This is a genomic window from Tannerella forsythia 92A2 (genome assembly GCF_000238215.1).
In the GTDB taxonomy this organism is placed as follows: Bacteria; Bacteroidota; Bacteroidia; order Bacteroidales; family Tannerellaceae; genus Tannerella; species Tannerella forsythia.
This window is the reverse complement of sequence record NC_016610.1, coordinates 1,718,861-1,739,553: the sequence shown is the minus strand read 5'-3', so window position 1 is coordinate 1,739,553 and position 20,693 is coordinate 1,718,861. Positions and strand designations below refer to the sequence as shown.

The following is a 20,693-nucleotide window of genomic DNA, read 5'->3' as shown; positions in this document are numbered from 1 at the left end:
TCGGACATTACACCTCATCTCGCAAGATACGACCTTGTGAATGTGAATAGGAGCGTTTTGAAAATTCAGACACGAAGACGCCCTCCCCCAAAAAAACAAGAGCCTGCTCGGCTATGGCGTCCGGCAGGCTCTTTCGGAAATAACCTATGTACAACCTTATTGCACAAAGATTTTTTTGCGCACATCGCCCAATACGACAATGTAGACGCCCTTAGGCAGCGTGATAATACGCTCGCCGACTACATCCTCTTTGCGGTAGAGCGTACCTGAAATCGTATAAATGGCCAATGGCCGCAATTGATCGGTACGGATGCGTAAGCTGTTGTCAAAACTCCAGATATCAACATTTTCAACGATATCTTCGCTTGCATTCGTTTTACGAACCGTCACTTTGCAGGAGTCCCTGAAGCCGCCGTCGACCGTCCGGACATACACCCAGGTCTCACCCGAAGCCACTCCGGTCACGTGGCATGAATCGACCGTCACAACAGCTGGGTTTCCACTCGTCCATACCACTTTCTTATTCGTGGCATTGACCGGCTTAATCGTTGCTTGAAGCGTCGTTTTCTTTCCGACGGAAAGTTCAATGGAGGTACTGTCTATATCTATTCCCTTCACCGGTATCGTTTCCAGCACACTCACATAACAAGTGTCTTTAAAACTTCCATCCAACGATTCGGCAATAATCAGGGCGATCCCACGTTTCTTAGCCGATACGACAGCCGTTGTATCCGTTTCGGATGTCACCGTGGCATAAGTGGTATTCGTCGATGACCATTTTACTTTCTTTTTGAAAGCATCGTGAGGTGTAATCTTAGCCGTCAGCGTATCACGTTCTCCGATGGCCATGTAAAGCGTATCCTTATCGAGTGATAACCCCGTTACCGCTACGGGGGGGAGCACCTTAAAGACGCACGTGGCAAACTTTCCGTTCTTTGCCATCGCCGTCACCTTCGAGATACCGGGTGCTACGGATTCAATGCGTGCGACTTTCGTATCGTCGACCATGGGGGTAGCCGTTACCGACCCGCCTTCTACCGACCAAGCCAGATCGGTGTTATCTGCATTCGCCGGCTTTACCATGGCACGCAACAACATTTTATGACGCATATGCATCACGACCGTGTCTTTTTTAACCTCCGGAAAAGAAACTTCCGTCACCGGATTGGTAATATGCACCAGACACGTGTCGGTTTTCAAGTTGCCTTCATGTCCGGCAATAACGACAATCTTCACTTTTCCTGTCTGTCCCTTTGCTGTGATCACGCCCAAGGTATCGAAGGTATTGACGGTCACAAGCCCCGAAAGACTGAAAAACCGCACTTTCTTATTCGCCCCCGACGGATTGACCTTTGCATAAAGCGTGTCTTTACTGCCGACCGTCATATAGAGTTCTTCAATATCAGCGCCTTTTTTATCCTTCAGTTCCACACTCGTCACCGGCTGGTAAACAATGACGACACAAGAATCTTTCACCTTACTTTGCGAGGTCACCACAATTTCCGTCTCTCCCGGATTTATTCCGGTAATCTTACCATACGTGCTGTCGGATACGGCATATTTTACCGTTGCTATCAGCGGATTTTTCGATTTCCACGCCACAGTGTCCGTTTTGGGCGTGACATTCACTTTGACCGAGTCAGACTGCCCCACATCGATGCGGATCGTGTCTTTAGTCAGAACACATCCGGGTTGGGGAGACTGCCCCCATACTTCACTTGGAAGCAGAGCCATCACCCAGATAAGGGTGGCTCCAAAATAAAGCGTACATCTTTTCATGTCTTTTATTATTTAATTTGATTCGTAATAAAGTAACAAACAAAGCGAATAAAAGGTTGCGTTTTTTCTTACCGCACCATTATTTTTTTAGCGGTATGATTCAGAACGACGATATAAAGGCCACGCGGCAAAGCAATGACATGGTCGCCGACAAGCCTTTCTTCGTGCCGGTACAGCGCCCCCAAAATCGTGTAAATGCGCAACGAAACAGGTTTACCGGAACGGATATGCACATACCCTTCGGAGGCATATATACTCTGATCATTCACTTCAACAGTAGCGTCATCGCCGGGTTTACGGGTGATGACGACACAGGTATCACGACAGTCACTGCTGTCTTTGGCCTCCACGATGACATACGCCGTGTCGGGAGTCAGAGCCGCTGCGATCAGCGCCACCGTATCCGTCTCGGACGATGCAGTAAGCTCGGCCTTTCCTTTGACCGTCCAGTTCAGTGAACGGTTCGTGGCTTGGCTCGGATACACCATTGCCCGAAGTGTATCTTTGCTCCCGATATCCACACGCAGGGTGTCTTTGTTCAGACGGATACTGTCAAGCGGGACATGCGTAATAACCACACACGTATCGCGACATTTACTCCCGTCCTTTGCTTCGGCAATGATGAGGGTTGTGTCTGTCACGACAGCGGCGGTTACCAACGCTTCGGTACGATTCGTCGCCGACGGGGTAACCGTAGCTTTCCCCATATTCATCCAATTCAGCGTTGGGTCGGTGGCATTCTGCGGAGTTATACTGGCTTGAAGCATTTGAGTCCGGCCGGCCTTCAGACGAACGGTGTCTTTATTCAAACGCACCTCTTTCACGAGAATCCTGGGAGAAACATAGACCCAGCACGTATCCTTAGCCGCACCGACCTGAACGATCACCTTCGTCTTACCTACTTTTCTGCCTTTGACCAGATACACCTTTCCATAACGACCTGAATTAGCAGGAGGAGCAATAGAAGCAATGACAGGTATGGCAGCAGGTGCCTCCCAAAGAATCGGGGCGTCAGGAACGGCTGTTGCTCTCAGAGAATCTTCCTGTCCCACCACCAGACGCAATGTGTCCTGATGAAAATAGACTGTCTGTTGCACCGGCTTCGCTTGTCCGGCAGCCTCAAAAGAAAGCCCTGCATCCGCAAATACGGCTGCCAGAAAATAAAGAATCATTCTTTTCATAGTTATTTTGAAATGCATGTATAATTACGGCAATGAAATAGAACTGCAAAAGTCAGAACTTTACCCTTACTATCCAAATAATATCTTACATTTGCACCGTTTTTAACACTCATTTTCATGAATTTCACACATAAACATCCTATGACACCGGTTCCCGACGCAGTCATTGTGGCAGCCGGAGATTTTCCTTCCCATCCGGCTGCGTATGGGGCGATAGAACGGTTTCGCGACCGCATCATCTGCTGTGACGGAGCTGCCGATGCTCTCCTTCGCGCCGGCTTTATGCCGCTGGCCGTGGCAGGCGATGGCGACTCCATCTCCGAGACGGCGCGCGACAAGGTGGCAGACAGGCTACATCTCGAATCGGAACAGGAAACGAATGACCTGACGAAAGCGGTACGTTATGCCCTCAAGCAGGGACATCGCCGACTGCTTATTGTCGGCGCCACGGGGAAACGTGAAGACCACACGCTCGGCAACATCAGCCTGCTGGCCGATTATATGGACAAGGCAACCGTCGAGATGCGCACAGATTACGGCATCTTCACACCTGCCACGGGACATACCTCTTTTGCTTCGTATACCGGACAACAGATTTCCGTTTTTTGTGTAGACAGCGAACCGTTAACCCTCCGCAACGTACGCTGGCCCCTAACCCGACAACGCATCACCCGTTGGTGGCAAGGCACACTGAACGAGGCGCTGAGCGATCAGTTCGAAGTGGAAACGGAAGGTAAAGTCATTGTGTTCCGTGCCTATTGATTCTATCGGTGCGAAACATCATTCAAGAAGTTTTTCCCTTGAAAACCCCTGCGTAAAGAATTACTTTTTGATGCGGGGCATGCGCGGCAATAACTCGACAGGGCGAGTTGGAGTAAGACGGAGAAACACAACGATGGAAAAAAGCAGCATGGCCGAAAATGCGATACTCGAAGAGAGCGCCGCTCCGGTCACCCCGTAAGCAGGAATCAGGAAGCCACCCGCTATAAGCAGTATAAGCAATCCGATACACGAACATATGGCGCTGATACGCACGCGCCCCGTTCCAATGAAGTAATGACTCAGGATACGATTACTGCCAAAGGTCACAATCCCGACAGCCAAGGCCACAATCACCTTTCGGATTCCCGTAAATTCGGGCGTAAACAGATAATCCGTATAGACCCACTCCGGCAGACAGAGGACAAGTGCCATAGCAACGATCAGCGTACAGTAAGTTAGCTTAAACAGCCTCAACGTCAGGCTGCGCTGCCGTTCGGCCTCCGATGTCCGGGCGATCTGACTGTAAGCGATAAAGCTCACCCCGTGACTGATATGCCAGATACTTTCGGATATTTTCGTACCCGAATCCAACAACCCGACCTGACCATACCCACCGAATCGTTGCAGCAGAAAGTAATTCAGGCGCGTAGTCAGTCCTTCGGCCAAATTGTCGGCACTGCTCCAGAGGCCATACACAAACATCGCTTTCACACCTTTTATCCACGATCCGGAAACCCGAGCTTCGTGCGGCACGCGAAAGAACGGCTTTATCATCAATCCCAGACTAACCATCCACGCGATGAGATTCGTCAGAAAAAGACCCCACAGATACCCTGACACATCGCGCTTGTTCAGTCCGAAGTAGAAGCCGACGAGGATAAAAAACAATAATCCGCCCTGAATGATAAAAACCGCATTAAACGCCTTGATCAGGTCTTTACCCAGCAGGAAACGAGCATTCGCCGCTACGAGCGAAAGCAGGACGGACAGCCCGTAAACAATAAACCCATAACCTTCGGGGAGCATCCCCAGCAGGGACATGCAGACACAAGCTATCGCCGACCCGACAAAAGCCCATACATACGTCGGCCAGAAAACGGTACGGAAAGGCTGCCGATGCATAAAATAGACGATCGTATTGCCACAGAGGACACTGTTAAAGATAACCGCCAGATTGACCGAAGCATATATCACCCCGACTACCCCCATCCCGTCCCTACCCAGCACCCGGCTGTGAATCAGGATAAGCAACAGGTTGAGCAACGCGATCGCATAGCGCGTTCCGACGGTCGCAAGGATTTTTTTTAACACGGGAAGGAGGTGATATTTAGCTGATCCAACAAACGGACATAAAGAGTGATCGCTTCACGTATTTCCGGCAGTTCGATGTATTCGTCGGCGCTGTGAGAACGCGCCGAATCACCCGGCCCGATCTTTACCGTAGGAAACGGCATCAAGGCCTGATCACTCATTGTGGGAGACCCGAACGGTTCTTTCCCCAGCATCACGGCACGTTGCACAAACGGATGCCCGGCATCAAGGCACGACGAGTTGAGGCGCAGGCTGCGGGGCGTCACATCGCAAGAGACATGCGCCCGTATTTCGTTCAGCGCTTCCCGATTGGAATAAAATTCATTGGTACGCACATCGACGGTAAACCGGCATCGGTCCGGCACTACATTGTGCTGTGTGCCGGCTCCGATCATCGTCACACTCATCTTTACGCTCCCCAACAGGTCGCTGCGGCGAGGGAAAGTATACGAATGAAACCACGCGATGTCTTTCATAGCTTCGGAGATCGCGTTAACACCCTCGTTTCGGGCAGCATGACCGGCTCTTCCATGGCTGACACAATCGAGCACAAGCAGTCCTTTTTCGGCAATCGCCGGATGCATCGCGGTTGGTTCGCCCACGACACCGAACGCGATCGGAGGCAACTCGGGCAGGACACTTTCAACCCCTCCCTGCCCGGACACCTCTTCTTCGGCCGACGCCAGAAAAATCAGATTATAGGGTTGGTCCTTCACCGATAACTCATTGAATGCCGCATAAAGAGCGACAACACCCGCACCGGCATCGTTGCTGCCCAAACCATAGAGGCGTTCGGTTTCGTCGTCTTCACAAGGAGCGAACGGATCTTTCGTCCAGCCCTGTACGGGTCTGACCGTATCGATATGCGAATTGAGCAGTACGGTAGGCTTGGAGAGATCAATGCTTCCGGAGGTCATCCAGAGGTTATTCCCCTTGCGATGCACGACGCGCCCCGCAGTCTTCCATTCGGACTGTAAGAAATCGGCGACCTCCTTTTCTTCACGACTAAAGGAGGGGCGTCTGATCATCCCTTTCAGCAAATCTATGGCCTGATAATATATTTCCATTTCAATACGCGATTCGTTATGTCATGGTTCATAATGCAGCAGACGATCTACCTCTTCACGGTCGATCTCAAGCTGTTCTTTCAAGGCTTCCAAGTCTTTGAATCTCCTGTTCCGACGTATGAAATGAATAAACTCCACCTCGATTGCTTCGCCATAGACCGTATCGGAGAAATGCAACAGATGGACTTCGACCGTCAGCGACTGACCATCGACCGTCGGGCGGTTGCCGACGGAGAGCATCCCCTTGTAGCGAGTACCGCGCAGGTGTACCCACACGGCATAGACTCCGTTACCCGGCCAGACCTTGAACGGTTCGTCGACCTCGATGTTGGCCGTCGGGAAACCCATCATACGACCAATCTGACGCCCGCCGACGATATGTCCTTTCAGAAGATACGGATACGTCAACATCTGCGCGGCTTCTTCTACGCGGCACTCGGCAAGAAACTGCCTGATCCGCGATGAACTGACGGCGTCTTTACCTTCCGACGGGAGATATGGAGTGGCCTTCCGCACTTCCATGCCGCATGCTTCGCCGTATGCGGCGTATGCTTCAAAACCTTCTTCGCGATTGTGCCCGAAACGATGGTCGTACCCCACTAACAGTGTACGGACACCCCATTGTTGCCATAAAACCTGTTCGATAAACTCACGCGCCGAGAGAGTGGCCAATTCGCGTGTGAAGTCAAGTACTGCGCAGCAGTCGGCCTCCGTCGTTGCCAGACGTTTCAATTTTTCATCGAACGAATTCAACAGCTTCGGCTGATAATCGGCCTGCAACACGATACGGGGATGCACCGGAAATGTAAAAACGGCAGCCGTCTGCCCGTGTTCATCGGCCAGACGGCGCAGTTCATGAATCAGGAAACGATGTCCTTGATGAACACCATCGAAAAATCCGACCGTTGCCGCCCACGCGTTGCCTCGCCTCTCTTCTGCATTGCGTATGATGATCATGGCACAAACATAGATAAAAAAGCCGAGAATAGTATACACGATTCGAAAAAATGTTTAGTTGTTGAATTGTTTACTGACCGCTGTAAAAGCCCTGAAAGGGCGCATTAATTCAGTCCAATGCGAAGCGTTGGGGAAAAAAGCATCGCATCTCAGCGGAGGGCTGAAAGCCTGAATGAATATGGATTTAGATATCCCTTTGTCATTCCGAACGTAGTGAGGAATCTCGCCTCGAACGCCCTCGGCGTTCGTCCCTCAGGCCTCGGGCGGTGAGCCGACGGAACAGCGAGCAGGGCGAAAGAAAATCAGGCTGTCCGAGCGAAGCGAGTTACCTGATTTTCCGACCTGCAAGCGTCGCGAAGGCGTGTGAAGCGCCCGAAGCCTTGACCTTTTGGTTACTTTTGGGTCAAGCCAAAAGTAACGGAAAAGAGATTCTTCGCTTCGCTCTGAATGACAAATTAATTGTTAATTGTCAATGGTTAATTGTTATGCGTGGTACACGGTTTCCGAGCGCAGAGGAACATCCCCCCTCCCCCCCTTCAAGGGGGGGGGGAAGAGCAAAGCGAAGCGTTGGGGAAAAAGGCATCGCATCTCGGCGGAGGGCTGTAAGCCGGACGTAACCATTGTCGTACATTCGCACGTCCATTATTATATTAACGGTAAACGCCGAACAGTGTATCGCGTAATTTGGGTTAAAGAAAAATAAATGGAACAAGTGATTACACTCTTTACAAGATTCCCGCCTTCTCTATGTATGTGCAGAACATGCAGGTGTTCTTTGATGAATCAATCCGTCTTCTCCATGGCATCCTTTATATTCGAACTGAAGGGTTACATGACCAATTCCGAATTCTTCGGACAGCATCGCTTCGAGATGTCTTCTGATTTGCTGTACATCGGATAGCATACGATCTTCGCAAAGATTTATGTGTGCCTCCAGATGGATATGCTCATCATCCATCCGCCAGATATGGAGATGGTGCATGTTTTCCACTTCGGGAAATTCTTCAACCTTCCGTTTCAGCATATTGACATCTATTCCGTCGGGAGTAGCCTGCATCAGAATATTGACTGTTTGCCGCACAATCGACCATGTATGACGGATAATGTACACGCCTACTAATACGGTGATGAGCGGGTCGAGCCAATACAGTTCCCATATCCAGATGGCCACTCCTCCGACAATGACGGCCACGGACGACAGCGTATCACCCAGCAGATGCAAGTATGCGGCACGTACGTTCAGATTGTGTGATTTGTCTTTATGCAGTACAACAACCGAGATCAGGTTTGCCAGCAGACCGAAAACAGCGACGAAGAGCATCACTTTCCCTTGAATCGGCTCCGGTGTCACAAATCGCTGATAAGCTTCGAAGAACAAATAGATACAAATGGCGATCAACACGACGGCATTGAAAAGCGCCGCGAGAATTTCAACACGTTTATAACCGAATGTCTTCCGTTCGTCAGGTTGTTTTTCAGCATGCTTACCGGCCAGAAAAGCGATAAAGATGGCTGACGAATCACCCAAATTGTGTACAGCATCGGAAATCAACGAAAGACTGTTAGAAAGAATTCCTCCGACCACCTGCACAATCGTGATCGAAAAATTCAGCAGTGTCACCCACAACAGCTTACGCCCTCTTACAGGGTGTGCATGATGATGGTGATGGTCATCATGTGCGTGATGCCCGTGCATCTTGTTTTTTATTTCATGTTCGTGTGTCATTTTCTCCAAATCAGTTCATGATTATTCGTTATCCCCTCCTCCTGTTCATACATATAATATATTGCTCACAATCGGCAGCTCTGGTGCATCTTTAATTTACTGTCCGGGCAAAGTCTTACAAACTGAAAAAATAGCACATGTTCACGTAATCGGAACGATGTTCGGGCTGCACTTTCTCCGCATCGTTACCGACGGGGATGTTTTCGCTCCATTCGTATAAATACTTTGCAGGGAAGATCAGTTCCGTGCTAGCCTTACCCGATTCTTTGCCACTCCGCAGGCTCTTTCGCCATCCGTTGTTCGCCGTAAGCGTAAAACGTTGTGAGACGACCGGAGCTCTGTTTCTAAGAAGTGCAACCTCCGCCGATGTATTCAATTCAAAAGGTGTCTGTGGAGGAAGGATCAGTTTCCCGTCACTGAAAGGCGACGGTACGTCCGGTAATCCTGTCGGGCTACCCACTTTGACCCACGAGAGTGCCTGATACATAATACGCATTCCTTGATACAAGTCTTTTACGAGATGTTCAAGATAAACAAGATACCACCCTTCGGACTCGGGAGTAAACGAAGCCGTGTAACAGTTCTCTTCCCGAACTTTCGACAACGTCCTTCGCGCTCCGTCGGGAGTAAGAAGCATCAACTCGCAATCGGCAATATCCGAAAACCATTTTTGCGCAGGCGTAATCATATCGATCGAAAACTCGCCGAAAAAGATTTTAACCTGCTGTTCCTGACCGATATGCCCCTGATAGGACGATTCGATCCACATCGTATGCGCCTTCGACACATGCGTAATGATCAGCATCAAAAAGCAGACGCAGCATCTGATTGTTATTTTCTGCAGATTCATCTTTGAAATAAATAAATAATTTGTTCGTACAAAGGAAGCCCTTTTCCGGCATTTAAAAAATCCCTATTTGTAGGGATTTTTCCGAATAACCGCTCTACGAAACTGAATTTCCGGACGAGAATCAGAAAATAGAAAGTTTGGTTTTGGTCGTAAACTCTTCCAAAAACAATATACCTCTCTGGGAATTCCCTTTAGGGTTCAGTCGCGGACTCCACACGGCGATACAGTATCTTTGCGGATGTACGGCGACAATGCCACCGCCCACACCGCTCTTGCCGGGAAGTCCGACCTTAAACGCAAACTGTCCGGCCTCATCATAAAACCCGCAAGTCTGCATCAATGCATTCGTGCGTTTGGTCCGACTGGGAGAAAGGATGGGCTTGCCCGAATAAGGCACAACACCGTTATTGGCAAGAAAAAGAAATGACTCGGACAGCTCTCTGCATGTCATTTCAATGGAACATATTTTAAAGTACAGGTCCATGACTTTCTCAATGTCGTTTTTGATATTTCCGAACGATTTCATCAAGTTGACTAATGCGTAATTACGATATGCCATCGATCGCTCCGAATACGCAACCTTGAGATTGAAATCTATCTTGTTATTCCCCGACAAGCTTCGTACAAACTCCAACACCTCGACCGAAGGATTTTCAAACCGACTCACAAGAATATCGCATACAACTATCGCACCGGCATTTACAAAAGGATTACGCGGTATTCCTCTGTCGTATTCCAATTGTACGAGCGAATTAAAAGGCGTTCCCGCAGGTTCCAAATCCATCCGTTTCCAGATATTGCTTTTCAGATGGGAATAAGCAAGTACAAACGACAATACCTTGGCGATACTCTGTACGGAAAAACGCGTCTCGGAGTCGCCGAAAGCATAATGCACACCATCGACCGTAGTCAGATGGGCACCGAAAGAATCGGGATTGACACGAGCCAGCTCCGGAATATAATCCGCCACCTTTCCTTCATCGGGAACGTTCTTCAGTTTCTCGAAAATATCTTCGAATATTTTTTCGTAGTTCATTTTGCCAAACATCGCTATAATTCGGATACAAAACTATAAAAAAGAGAGCTTCGGCCGATCCTGCAAACAAAATAATTCCTGTCTCATCCTTCCCTTTGCCGCTCTACCATACGGGCAAATTCGCCGTCACGAGCCATCAGTTCGGCGGGAGTGCCCTGTTCGGCAACCGTACCGTCTTTGAGCACCACTATCTTGTGGGCATTGGCGACGGTTCGCATACGGTGGGCGATGATAAGCACGGTCTTGTTGCGTATCAGCTCCGAGATGCCTGCCTGTATCTTGGTCTCGTTCTCGACGTCGAGGCTGGCGGTAGCTTCGTCGAGCAGCACGATAGGAGCGTCTTTGAGCAGGGCTCGGGCGATGGAGATGCGTTGACGTTCGCCACCCGAGAGTGCGGCGCCGTTCTCGCCGATGAGAGTGTCGTAGCCCTCGGGCATACGGCTGACGAACTCATCGCAACGAGCGAGCTCTGCCACTCGGCGTATCTCCTCGTCGGTGGCGTCGGGCTTGCCGATACGGATATTGTCGGCGACGCTCGAGTTGAACAGCAGCACGTCTTGGAATACCACCGCATAGTTTTTGAGCAATGCCTCGGGGTCTATCTTCGAAATGTCTTGCCCGCCGAGAGTGATTGTGCCCTTATCGATATCCCAGAAACGTGCGGCGAGCTTAGCCGATGTGCTCTTGCCACCGCCCGAGGGACCTACCAACGCCGTCACCTCGCCCTGCCGAGCGGTAAACGATACGTTGCGGAGCACCTGCTTGCCCGTCTCGTAAGAGAAGTCGACACCGTCGAACGCTATATCGTAGTTATCGACCGAATAATCGGTTGTTCCCTGCTGTACGGGCATCGACTCCATCTCTTTTATTCGGTTGATATGCACGTCGAGAATAGTCAGTACTGCAATGTGATTGAATACCTCACCGATAGGATTGTAGATACTTGCCGATATCATCAGGAAGATAAGGTAGGTAAACACATCGACCGTACCGACCGACAATAGGTAGGCACCGACGATGATGACCGTCGCCATACCGAGTTTGAGTATCGCATTGGCAGAATTAATCAGGACACTTCCGACAAATTCGCCTTTGGTAAGACTCTTTTCGTAACGACGGAGACTATGGTCTAAGTCTTCGAGATATTTTGCCTCGCCGTTGTAGGCTTTGATTTCCTGCACGCATTCGAGTCCTGACTGAACCTGTTCGGCGACGTCGAGCTTGTCGTGATGAAATTTGGCATTGAGCCTATCTATCTTCTTCTTCGAAAGCAACACAACGGCAAGAGCCACCGGCACCACCCAAAACAGTGCCAACGCCAATTGCCACTGGTAGAAGAAGAGACCGATGCCGATAAGCGACGTTGTGATGAAGGTAGCGAAAAGCTGCGGCATAGCGTGCGAAAAGAGTTGCTCCATCATACTATTATCATTCATAATATTGGACGTAAGGTCGGAGAGATTCCTCTCGCCAAAGAACGCCAGCGGCAGCTTACGCAGCTTTTCGGCGAGCGAGATACGTCGGTTGCCGCTCTCGGTATAGATATTGGAAAAAGTGCTCTTGTATTGCAACAATGACACGACGTAAGCAACCGCAAAGAAAGCTACGGCTATAACCGTATAGTACCAGATACCGTGCATCACGGTATTCTGCGGGTCGATGACGGGCTGCAGATAGTCCGTCAGAAACATAAACAGAAATATCACCGGTAACATCAGGGCGATATTGAGCAGGGCAGAAAAAACTATGCCTACTGCAAGCGAGCGTGCACCTTTTTCCGAAAGTGCGAAACGGTTCTCAAAGTAGTGTATCATTATAAAATGAAGAATGAAAAGTTAAAAGTTAAGTGTTTTTTTGTACTTTTGGCTATTACTAAACACATAAGTTTGTCATAAATTATTATGAGTGAAAATATTGTTTACGAAAAATCATATTCATTGGCATTGCGTATCATTAAGCTATACTTGTTTCTCTCGAAAGAAAAGCGAGAATTTGTGCTGTCGAAGCAGATATTGCGAAGCGGTACTGCTATTGGTGCATTAATTAGCGAGGCTAAATTTGCACAGAGCAAAGCCGATTTTATAAATAAAATGCACGTCGCTCTAAAAGAAGCCAACGAAACATTGTATTGGTTATCGTTGCTCAAAGATAGCAACCATATTACTATGGAAATATATAATTCTATCTTTCCCGAAGCTAACGCAATCGTATATCTGCTTATTGCCATACTTAAGAACGCTAAAGGATTGAAGGATAATAAAGAATGAACATTTTATACATACCCGGAATGCGTATAACTTGCATCACGAATCTTCATTCTTAATCCTTCATATTTCATTTAATTCATACCGTCCACGCTACCGATTTTTGATATTCGTCCCACATCGTTTTATAGATGCCGCCGCGGGCAAGCAGTTCGTCGTGCGTACCCTGCTCGGCTATCTTGCCGTGTTCGATGACGAGGATACGGTCTACCGTCTGTACGCTCGAGAGCCGGTGGGCTATCATCAGCGATGTCTTGCCCTTCATCAGTTCGTGGAGAGCCTGCTGTATGAGATGTTCGTTCTCGGGGTCGGCAAAGGCTGTCGCCTCGTCGAGTACCACGATGGGAGCATCCTTGAGGATGGCACGTGCCAGTGCGATACGTTGCTGTTCGCCACCGGAGAGGTAGGTACCTTCGGTTCCGATTTTTGTCTCCAACCCGTCGGGCAGACGGTCGATAATCTCACGGCTCTGCGAGAGCTCTACGGCACGGTCGACAGCTTCTGCCGAGGCATCGGGGCAACCGTAGGTGATATTCTCCCGCAGTGTGGTCTTGAACAGTTTCGTATTCTGAAACACGAACGAGATACGACTCATCAGCTCCTCTTTGTCAATCTGCCTAACGTCTACCCCTCCGATACGGACGCTGCCTTCGTTAACGTCCCAGAAACGCGGTATCAGGCGGGCGATGGTGGTCTTGCCTCCGCCCGAAGCTCCGACGAGTGCATACGTCTTACCCTCTGGGATAGAGAACGTTATGCCGTCGACGGCGTTCTGCACTGCCCCGTCGTAACGGAACACGACACCGTCGAAGTCAATACCGTATCCTTGCGGCAGCTGTGGCTGTGCCGACGACTCAAGCTGCGGGTAATCGGTCAGTTTTTCGACACGCGTAATAGCCTCGTTTGCCAAGAACATATTCTGATTGAGGAACATAATCTTCATAATATTCGAAGATATCAGAGGCGTTATCAGAATATAGAAAAACATATCGGTGATGACGGCGGCGTAGTTGCCCGTCCTGCCGATAATCAGTATGGCGGCAGGTACGAGGAAGTAAGTAAACCCATTGATGATAATCGTGTAGAACGAATAGGGTTTCTGCCAGCTGAGCGTGTATTTGGTTACCAAATCACGGTAGGTGATGATACTGTCGTAAAAGCGTTTGAACGAGAATACCGTCTGCTGGAACACCTTTACGACGGGTATTCCCCGCACGTATTCCACCGCCTCGCTGCTCATACGCTCTTGTGCGTCGAGGTACTTTTTCTGGAAGTTGTTCATACGCGGATTCATCAGATAGCCCATCGTAGCGAAGGCTGCCACGAGCGGTATGAGGCAGGCTACGCCCAGCCGCCAGTCGAAGACGAAGAGCAACACCACGACGGTAAGCGGCGACAGTATACTGCCTACCAGGTCGGGCATAATATGAGCAATGAATGAGTGCGTACTCGACGAGTCTTCGTCGATGATTTTACGCATCCGCCCGCCGTCGTTGACTCCGAAGAAGCCGAGCGGCATAGCCATTATCTTACGCATCGCCGAGCGACGCATATTGGTCTCGACACGGAACGCCGCCAAGTGCGACATCATCAGTGCAGCAAAATAAATCAGCAAGCCGGCTACGGCTGTGCCCACCGCCCACCAGGCATACGTGCCGATAGGCGTAGAGGCGACCGTGCCGCCGACACCGAGCAATGTGCGGACAATGAGCCACACAAATACGAAGGGCACGAGCGACATCAGTCCGCTAAGCCCCGAAGCAATGAGCGCCAACGGGAACAATATCCGTCGCTCGCCCATATAGATCTGAAATTTTTTTAATGTGTTCATATTATTTATTGTTTAAATTTATCAATATAAAGATTATCGTCCTGCCAACGGGTAGGATTCGTAATGATGTATTTCGCAATATTTCCATACGATTCGGCATTGCGGATGATATGTTCGTAATATCCAACCAACATTTTTCCACCATTCGTCCCACAGCGTTCAATATCATTTCGCCGTCGACGATTTTGCCGAATAAACACGCCCTGTCCTGACAACAAACGGTAACAAAATACAATCCGTCGCACGAATAATCGTATCCGCACAACCGTATCGAACGGCGGTAATGTTTTTCGGGACTATATTTCGTATTTACAGTCATATTCAGGTGTTGGGGGTTGGGTATTGGGTTTTAGGTTTTTGGGGGTGGGGTTCGAAAAATTCCAGCCAATGTCCGTCGGGGTCTTCGAAGGTCAGCAGTTTGCCGTAAGGCTCTTTCCTGATGCTTCCAATCCGCTTGACTCCGAGAGAAATCAAATGTTCCTGCATTTCTTCGATACGAGCTACTTCAAACATAATTCGTGTTTTTCGGGGTTGCACCTTACCTTTTTCTTCCGGTCGTTGCAGAAGGGCAAACGATGTTTCGCCCAAATCGAATTCCACCCAAGCACCGTCTTTCTCAACGAATTTGACGGTAAAGCCTATATCCTGATAAAAACGAACGGATTGTGCCATATCGCTCACATAAACCCAACAGGCATATATTTTACGTATTTTCATCTATTGTTTTTAGGTTTTAGGTATTGGGTATTAGGTCGTTTTGCCTGATACCCTACACCTGATGAACATTTCTTCCTTATGGCTGTTACGATTGCTACAACTGTCCAATGACCTTCGGAGTCTGAATATTCCTTTCGCCATCTGAACGTATCGGCGGTTATTTCCGAAAAGACGTACCGCATTCTCCCCTCGCCGTTTTCGGTCAGCACCACTTCATCGCCTGCTTTCACCGCCGTCAGACGAAAGGCGCTGCCCGTACATCCGTAGAATATATCCCACGCCATCGTTTGAGGATTATAAATCCGCAGGGTAGTGCCGTATTCGGCATCGGCTTGCGGGTTGTCCAGCCTCTCCGTACGCGAGGGTACGATAAACAAATCCTGAATGGCTGTCCCTTCCAAGACCCGCGAGAATATCCATTCGCCTTTCACGCGTCGGGGGACGGTTTCGTCCAAACGGTCGTTCCATTCGATAGCCCATTCGCCTATCAGCCCTCCGAAATAATCGTATGCTTCGGGTATCCTATCGTTTTTCTCGTTGCTGCAAAGAGCTTCTGCAAATGATTTCATCATATTACTATAATTTCAATTGGTTTAATATCTAATGCCTGACATTCTTTTATTTGACGCACCTTGTCGCCACATACGACGCTACATTATGTTCGTGCAGGTTGCCAAAACCATTCGTATCGTCATAAAGGTTCGTCAGTGCAAAACCTGCCTCCAACTGACCGTTAATCTGCTCCTCTATGGTATGCGAGAACTGCACGCCACCGTTGCTGTCCTGCATCTGACGCAGGTGCTCCTCGTTCTTCAGCGGGTTGAACGGTAGGGTATTGGTCAGCACCCTTTCCTCCAAATCGAAGATGTAGTTGATACCTATGTCCAAGCCGGACACAAGTACTCCACCCTTACGCAGCACTCTGTAACACTCGTGCCAGATTGGTTTCACTTCCTCGACATAACAGTTCGATACAGGGTGAAAAATGATGTCGAAAAAGCTATCATCGAAAGGCAAGGGGTTGCTCATATCCGCACGTATGATGTTTATCCGATAACCTTCACGCTCGGCAACCATACGCTCTGCTTCCAGCTGTTTTCCCGAATAGTCGAGCACTGTACATTCCGCTCCCAATGCAGTAAAGACCGGCATTTGTTGACCGCCTCCGCTTGCAAGTCCCAAGACCTTTTTGCCGTTCAAATCGCCCAGCCAATCTTTCGGAACATTCTTCGTCGGGGTCAGTTTTACGGCATAATCGCCGCTTTTTGCTCTTACAAATTCTTCGTGCGAGATAGGTTTCCCCCACATCCAACCGTCCTCAATCCAAGAATCGATTGTCTGTGCATTTATCTTCGTATAGTCCATTTTCGCTTTCTTCTGTGTCATCGTTATTCTATTTTCATTTGCTGTCCTCGTTCATTTATTCATACATTCTGTTGTCGTTTCCGAAATGTATTCGATAAGGGCATAATCAATACGACCCTATAACCTTTTTATTGCCCTGTTTTCTACCAGCGACCTCATTTGTGAGATTGCTACCCTGTTGAGCTGAATGAGTCGTTCGCTTTGCGACAATCCCTGTTTGATAAGCAAAGCATTGATGCTTTCCAGGTTGCTGAGCACTACCAACTGTTCCAACTCGGCATAGTCGCGGATATTACCGTTCAGGTCGGGGTTACGCTCTCGCCACTCTTTGGCGGTAAGTCCGAACAATGCCGTATTGAGTAAGTCCGCCTCGTCGGCATAGATAAGAGCCGCCTGCCGCTTGCTTACCTCTTTCGGGATAAGAGTCTCTTTTATGACATCGGTATGGATATGATAATTGATTTTGGCAAGGGTGCGCTGTAAATTCCACTCCAGTTTGAGACGGTTGTTTTCTTCTTCCTTAAGCCGCTGAAATTCGTTTACAAGATATATCTGAAATTCGGGACTCAACCACATTGCAAAATGAAAAGCAATGTCTTTGTAGGCGAAAGTCCCGCCATAACGCCCCGTTTTTACCTCTAATCCAATTGCTTTTGCTCTCTCAATCCATTGACCCACAGACATTATGAATCTGTTGCTTCCTGCTTCCCGCTCAATTACCCCGAATTCGGGGTAATTGAAATCGGGATTGTTGATTTTTTCCCAGATGCCTATATACTCCAATGTATTTTTGTTGGTAATCCATTTTCCGATAAGACTGCTTCCTTCACGGAAAGCCTTTGTCATATCCGTCAGGCTGATATAATCGCTATTGTCTGTTTTATACAATATTATATCAACTCCTTGTACGTTTATTTTCCTGTTCTTTGCCATTCGTTCCGCTCTTCTTTTTAAATTCTAATTATTTTTCAGTAAAAAATCGTTCCGTATATTTTTTCTCCGCAAGTGACACTATGGTTTTCTTGCTTTAAAAATCAGTATCGAGTGTTCGTTACGCACGGCTACGTTGTCGCCGTAGAAGGCACAGAGCAGGTCTTCGGCTTCGGTTCGGGTAAGGTGGGGCGGCACGAACAACCCTTTGCGGTCGAGTACGTGGCGTACAAAACGGTCGGCACACGGACGCTGCCCCGTGATGTAGAAACATCCGCAGAAAAGCCCTCCCGCCTTCAACACGCGGAAAGTTTCGGCAAACGCTTTCGGCTTGTCGGGAAAGACGTGGAAACCGTTCATCGACAAGACACAGTCGAAGCTCTCGTCGGGGTAAGGCAGCTTGCCCACGTCGCCCTGTTCGAGACGGAGGTTGCGGAGCTGCATCTGAGCAGCACGTTCGCCGGCAATGGCAAGCATCTCTTGCGAATAATCCAGCCCTACGATTTCAGCATCGGTCATCCGACGGTATTTCTCGGCGGTAAAAACAGCCGTACCTACGGGCACATCCAGTACTTTCCCCCGAAAATCGTCGGGAATCATCGCCAGCACCTCACGGGCAATGGCGTTATCGTCCGTCCGCCAAAGGTATTTCATATAAATATGCGACCACCAGCGGCGTCCCGTCAGTACGTCGTCGTAGTGTTTCATTCGTTTCTTATAGGCATTCCTTTGCATTGTTTGTCATTTTTTTGAGGAAGATATAACCCATACAGATTTGTATTTTACTTTGAGTGTGTGCAATATTGTTCCGTATTATGATTTTTTAGTTCCAATAACTACGATATGCGGCAACCTGTGGCGGCGAAAGCTCTCTACCGTACCGAACCCGTTGGCAAGCATCAGCTGTTCTATCTCCTCGACGGTGTAGATAGGCATATTAAGCGACCTCATCCACAATTCGTTCCCCTTTGGAGATGCCAATTCGTTGCAAACGACGAACCGTCCTCCCTTCCTCAACACTCTGCTTACCTGACGGAAAGCAACGTCGATATTATTCCAAAAATAGATGGTCTCGAAAGCGGTAACAATATCAAACATTCCGTCATCGAAAGGTATTGCCGATACATTTGCTTCGTATATTTCCGCCCGCTTCTGTGCTATCGCATGGTGATTTACTTCTATCGATTTCTTTACACTCTCGGGCGAGTAATCGATACCGTAAACCCTGCCCTCGGTACGTTTCAGGAAATGGGCAATATTCCGCCCACCACCGCAACCGACATCGAGAATATCTTCGTTGCCCTGCGGTTTTATACATTTATCGATACACCACACAGCCATCGCGTTATGCCCCCAATTCATTCCCCGAAGCATCATTCGTCCCCAGAAGTTACTCTCGGGCTTTCGTGTGTTTCCGATTATTCTATTAAACATACTGTTATTTCAATTTTATTTTTTCCCATAGATAAGTCCCACTCCGTACATCATCCAAGGCGTACGTAGAAACGCAGGCATAAACGGTTGTTTTTCTACGTTGGCAATGTAATGAATCTCGGAGATACCTTCCTTTCTGAGTTGTGCCACAAAAGCCGTCATATCGCCATAGAGCTGCTTCTGCCCGAAGAGGTCTAAAAACGCAAACGATCCGCCACTGCGTACCACACGCAATGCTTCACGTACAACCAGATGCTTATCGGGCTGTGTGCGTACTTCGTGAAAAACAAAATTGCTCACTGCGGCATCGAACGTACCATCGGCAAAATCAAGTTTCGCCGCATCGCCTTTCCGAAAGACTGTCTGCTCGCCAACGCCTTCTATCGCCGCATTTCGTTCGCACTGCTCTTTGGCGTAATTCCACCCGATTCCCCAATAGTCGATGCCAGTTATCTGTGCCTGAGGATATGTATGAGCACACCTGATGGTGAGTGCCGCCGCCCCGCAACCGATGTCGAGCATTTGTCCGTGTCCGTCCCAATCGAGATGTGCCAACAGGTATTCGTGGAACTTACCCATCAACCCTCTGCCCGTAAACGAGAAAAGCCAACGACACACCTGCATATACAGCGTAAACAACAACGCTAAGAGCAATACAACGCCTACCAGCCACAACACCACCGTACCGACAGAGGCGAAGAACAAACCGAGCCCTATCGCCAGAAGCAGAGCAACTGCCGAATAACACAACGTCATAAACGTTCGCGGTATCCAATTCCCATAATTCGTTTTTTCTGTTTCAATCATAACTGTCGAATAAATTTATTAAAAAACAAGCTACAAATCAGACTTTTCGAGTATTCGTTTCAGGTTTCGGTCGTCTTCCTGCATATCCTGCTTTATCAGTTCCCAGTTTGCCTGCTTTGGGAAAAACGCTTTAAAAAACAGCCAGTTAACAAAGTTGCCGAAGAACGACCTTCGAGCTCCGAAGCTCTCGATATGCGTAAAGAGCACCGAGCCGTCGGGTTGCTTCTCTGCCCTAAAAGTAATGACACCCAAGCCTGTTGTCGATTTCACGGTAAGGTTGAACAGGTTGTCGTCCATCTGCTTCTCGGTGATGACGGCTTTTACTTTGTACCAAACCCCTTCGACGCATTGCGCGAAATATACTTTGTCGCCTACCGCCCTACCTCCCGTAAGGTACTTAAATTCTTTGTGGCGGACATTCCAGCGGACAAAATTGGTGTCGAGGTTCTCGAACCAGTCGGAGACAGCAGCAATCGTCGTGTTTATCGTTATCGAATCGCGAAGTTCCATCATACGGTTATTGTTTTGTGAGTTTACATTCATACTAAAAGTAATCATAAAGCCAAGCAATAATGGCAATGTCTGTTTTTTGAGTATCATAATCACATAATTTATCGTTTCTTTGTCATACGCTGACATTTAACTAAGTCACCAACAATACAATTCATAATCGGTC

General features: G+C 48.7%; 21 protein-coding genes. 2 read left to right on the top strand and 19 right to left on the bottom strand.

Features of this window, described 5'->3' with window-relative positions:
• Positions 1 to 156: 156 nt before the first annotated feature.
• Both BFO_RS14420 and BFO_RS07135 read right to left on the bottom strand, forming a co-directional pair.
• Positions 157 to 1,779 (bottom strand): Ig-like domain-containing protein, encoded by a 1,623-nt coding sequence (locus BFO_RS14420; protein WP_014224982.1) that lies wholly within the window; start codon positions 1,777 to 1,779, stop codon positions 157 to 159.
• 68 nt (positions 1,780 to 1,847) lie between these two features.
• Entirely contained in the window at positions 1,848 to 2,960 is a 1,113-nt protein-coding gene (locus BFO_RS07135; RefSeq protein ID WP_014224981.1) for an Ig-like domain-containing protein, read from the bottom strand.
• 117 nt (positions 2,961 to 3,077) lie between these two features.
• Here BFO_RS07135 and BFO_RS07130 point away from each other — a divergent pair, with 117 nt between their 5' ends.
• Positions 3,078 to 3,722, top strand: a complete 645-nt coding sequence (locus BFO_RS07130) for a thiamine diphosphokinase (RefSeq protein WP_046472584.1) — start codon at positions 3,078 to 3,080, stop codon at positions 3,720 to 3,722.
• A 60-nt stretch (positions 3,723 to 3,782) separates the two neighbouring features.
• On the opposite strand, the gene BFO_RS07125 is transcribed toward BFO_RS07130, so the two are convergent.
• The 7 genes from BFO_RS07125 to BFO_RS07095 all read right to left on the bottom strand — a co-directional run bounded on the left by BFO_RS07125 (position 3,783) and on the right by BFO_RS07095 (position 12,483).
• Positions 3,783 to 5,033, bottom strand: coding sequence for a lipopolysaccharide biosynthesis protein (locus BFO_RS07125; RefSeq protein ID WP_014224979.1), 1,251 nt, complete (start codon positions 5,031 to 5,033; stop codon positions 3,783 to 3,785).
• On the bottom strand, positions 5,027 to 6,100 hold the full coding sequence (locus BFO_RS07120) for a M20 family metallo-hydrolase (protein WP_014224978.1): 1,074 nt from the start codon (positions 6,098 to 6,100) through the stop codon (positions 5,027 to 5,029). The genes BFO_RS07125 and BFO_RS07120 overlap by 7 nt, the downstream gene beginning before the upstream one ends.
• Positions 6,101 to 6,121: 21 nt before the next feature.
• Complete coding sequence (ribF, locus tag BFO_RS07115; RefSeq protein WP_041590752.1) at positions 6,122 to 7,057, bottom strand: riboflavin biosynthesis protein RibF; 936 nt, start codon at positions 7,055 to 7,057, stop codon at positions 6,122 to 6,124.
• A gap of 745 nt (positions 7,058 to 7,802) precedes the next feature.
• A complete protein-coding gene (locus tag BFO_RS07110; protein ID WP_197556426.1) occupies positions 7,803 to 8,783 on the bottom strand; it encodes a cation diffusion facilitator family transporter in 981 nt (326 codons plus the stop codon).
• A 115-nt stretch (positions 8,784 to 8,898) separates the two neighbouring features.
• The gene (locus tag BFO_RS14415) at positions 8,899 to 9,633 is read right to left on the bottom strand and encodes a hypothetical protein (protein WP_014224974.1); all 735 of its coding nucleotides are present in this window, start codon (positions 9,631 to 9,633) and stop codon (positions 8,899 to 8,901) included.
• Positions 9,634 to 9,754: 121 nt separating this feature from the next.
• The gene (locus BFO_RS07100) at positions 9,755 to 10,669 is read right to left on the bottom strand and encodes a glutaminase (RefSeq protein WP_041591191.1); all 915 of its coding nucleotides are present in this window, start codon (positions 10,667 to 10,669) and stop codon (positions 9,755 to 9,757) included.
• Positions 10,670 to 10,752: 83 nt separating this feature from the next.
• On the bottom strand, positions 10,753 to 12,483 hold the full coding sequence (locus BFO_RS07095; RefSeq protein WP_014224972.1) for an ABC transporter ATP-binding protein: 1,731 nt from the start codon (positions 12,481 to 12,483) through the stop codon (positions 10,753 to 10,755).
• Between the two features lie 87 nt (positions 12,484 to 12,570).
• Here BFO_RS07095 and BFO_RS07090 point away from each other — a divergent pair, with 87 nt between their 5' ends.
• Entirely contained in the window at positions 12,571 to 12,936 is a 366-nt protein-coding gene (locus BFO_RS07090; protein ID WP_014224971.1) for a four helix bundle protein, read from the top strand.
• Positions 12,937 to 13,012: 76 nt separating this feature from the next.
• Here the strand turns inward: BFO_RS07090 and BFO_RS07085 are convergent, their stop codons facing one another.
• The 10 genes from BFO_RS07085 to BFO_RS07045 all read right to left on the bottom strand — a co-directional run bounded on the left by BFO_RS07085 (position 13,013) and on the right by BFO_RS07045 (position 20,530).
• On the bottom strand, positions 13,013 to 14,764 hold the full coding sequence (locus tag BFO_RS07085; RefSeq protein ID WP_014224970.1) for an ABC transporter ATP-binding protein: 1,752 nt from the start codon (positions 14,762 to 14,764) through the stop codon (positions 13,013 to 13,015).
• 5 nt (positions 14,765 to 14,769) lie between these two features.
• Positions 14,770 to 15,027 carry a hypothetical protein gene (locus tag BFO_RS14960; RefSeq protein WP_244262893.1) on the bottom strand — a complete coding sequence of 86 codons (258 nt, stop codon included), beginning with the start codon at positions 15,025 to 15,027 and terminating at the stop codon, positions 14,770 to 14,772.
• A 58-nt stretch (positions 15,028 to 15,085) separates the two neighbouring features.
• Entirely contained in the window at positions 15,086 to 15,481 is a 396-nt protein-coding gene (locus BFO_RS07080) for a VOC family protein (RefSeq protein WP_014224969.1), read from the bottom strand.
• Entirely contained in the window at positions 15,478 to 16,053 is a 576-nt protein-coding gene (locus BFO_RS07075; protein ID WP_014224968.1) for a hypothetical protein, read from the bottom strand. Before BFO_RS07075 ends, BFO_RS07080 begins: the two co-directional genes overlap by 4 nt.
• A gap of 46 nt (positions 16,054 to 16,099) precedes the next feature.
• Positions 16,100 to 16,867: a class I SAM-dependent methyltransferase gene (locus BFO_RS07070; protein ID WP_014224967.1), complete on the bottom strand. Its 768-nt coding sequence runs from the start codon at positions 16,865 to 16,867 to the stop codon at positions 16,100 to 16,102.
• Positions 16,868 to 16,963: 96 nt separating this feature from the next.
• Positions 16,964 to 17,779, bottom strand: a complete 816-nt coding sequence (locus BFO_RS07065; RefSeq protein WP_014224966.1) for a KilA-N domain-containing protein — start codon at positions 17,777 to 17,779, stop codon at positions 16,964 to 16,966.
• Positions 17,780 to 17,857: 78 nt separating this feature from the next.
• Entirely contained in the window at positions 17,858 to 18,511 is a 654-nt protein-coding gene (locus tag BFO_RS07060; protein WP_014224965.1) for a class I SAM-dependent methyltransferase, read from the bottom strand.
• A gap of 78 nt (positions 18,512 to 18,589) precedes the next feature.
• Positions 18,590 to 19,210: a class I SAM-dependent methyltransferase gene (locus tag BFO_RS07055; RefSeq protein ID WP_014224964.1), complete on the bottom strand. Its 621-nt coding sequence runs from the start codon at positions 19,208 to 19,210 to the stop codon at positions 18,590 to 18,592.
• 15 nt (positions 19,211 to 19,225) lie between these two features.
• Positions 19,226 to 20,017, bottom strand: coding sequence for a class I SAM-dependent methyltransferase (locus BFO_RS07050; RefSeq protein WP_014224963.1), 792 nt, complete (start codon positions 20,015 to 20,017; stop codon positions 19,226 to 19,228).
• A gap of 30 nt (positions 20,018 to 20,047) precedes the next feature.
• Entirely contained in the window at positions 20,048 to 20,530 is a 483-nt protein-coding gene (locus BFO_RS07045) for an SRPBCC family protein (protein WP_208854686.1), read from the bottom strand.
• Between the last annotated feature and the right edge of the window lie 163 nt (positions 20,531 to 20,693).

Coding starts and splice junctions, on each gene's coding strand:
- BFO_RS14420 (WP_014224982.1), bottom strand. CDS start 1,779: ATGAAAAGATGTACGCTTTATTTTGGAGCCACCCTTATCTGGGTGATG.
- BFO_RS07135 (WP_014224981.1), bottom strand. CDS start 2,960: ATGAAAAGAATGATTCTTTATTTTCTGGCAGCCGTATTTGCGGATGCA.
- BFO_RS07130 (WP_046472584.1), top strand. CDS start 3,078: ATGAATTTCACACATAAACATCCTATGACACCGGTTCCCGACGCAGTC.
- BFO_RS07120 (WP_014224978.1), bottom strand. CDS start 6,100: ATGGAAATATATTATCAGGCCATAGATTTGCTGAAAGGGATGATCAGA.
- ribF (WP_041590752.1), bottom strand. CDS start 7,057: ATGATCATCATACGCAATGCAGAAGAGAGGCGAGGCAACGCGTGGGCG.
- BFO_RS07110 (WP_197556426.1), bottom strand. CDS start 8,783: ATGACACACGAACATGAAATAAAAAACAAGATGCACGGGCATCACGCA.
- BFO_RS14415 (WP_014224974.1), bottom strand. CDS start 9,633: ATGAATCTGCAGAAAATAACAATCAGATGCTGCGTCTGCTTTTTGATG.
- BFO_RS07100 (WP_041591191.1), bottom strand. CDS start 10,669: ATGAACTACGAAAAAATATTCGAAGATATTTTCGAGAAACTGAAGAAC.
- BFO_RS07095 (WP_014224972.1), bottom strand. CDS start 12,483: ATGATACACTACTTTGAGAACCGTTTCGCACTTTCGGAAAAAGGTGCA.
- BFO_RS07090 (WP_014224971.1), top strand. CDS start 12,571: ATGAGTGAAAATATTGTTTACGAAAAATCATATTCATTGGCATTGCGT.
- BFO_RS07085 (WP_014224970.1), bottom strand. CDS start 14,764: ATGAACACATTAAAAAAATTTCAGATCTATATGGGCGAGCGACGGATA.
- BFO_RS07080 (WP_014224969.1), bottom strand. CDS start 15,481: ATGAAAATACGTAAAATATATGCCTGTTGGGTTTATGTGAGCGATATG.
- BFO_RS07075 (WP_014224968.1), bottom strand. CDS start 16,053: ATGATGAAATCATTTGCAGAAGCTCTTTGCAGCAACGAGAAAAACGAT.
- BFO_RS07070 (WP_014224967.1), bottom strand. CDS start 16,867: ATGACACAGAAGAAAGCGAAAATGGACTATACGAAGATAAATGCACAG.
- BFO_RS07065 (WP_014224966.1), bottom strand. CDS start 17,779: ATGGCAAAGAACAGGAAAATAAACGTACAAGGAGTTGATATAATATTG.
- BFO_RS07060 (WP_014224965.1), bottom strand. CDS start 18,511: ATGCAAAGGAATGCCTATAAGAAACGAATGAAACACTACGACGACGTA.
- BFO_RS07055 (WP_014224964.1), bottom strand. CDS start 19,210: ATGTTTAATAGAATAATCGGAAACACACGAAAGCCCGAGAGTAACTTC.
- BFO_RS07050 (WP_014224963.1), bottom strand. CDS start 20,017: ATGATTGAAACAGAAAAAACGAATTATGGGAATTGGATACCGCGAACG.
- BFO_RS07045 (WP_208854686.1), bottom strand. CDS start 20,530: ATGATGGAACTTCGCGATTCGATAACGATAAACACGACGATTGCTGCT.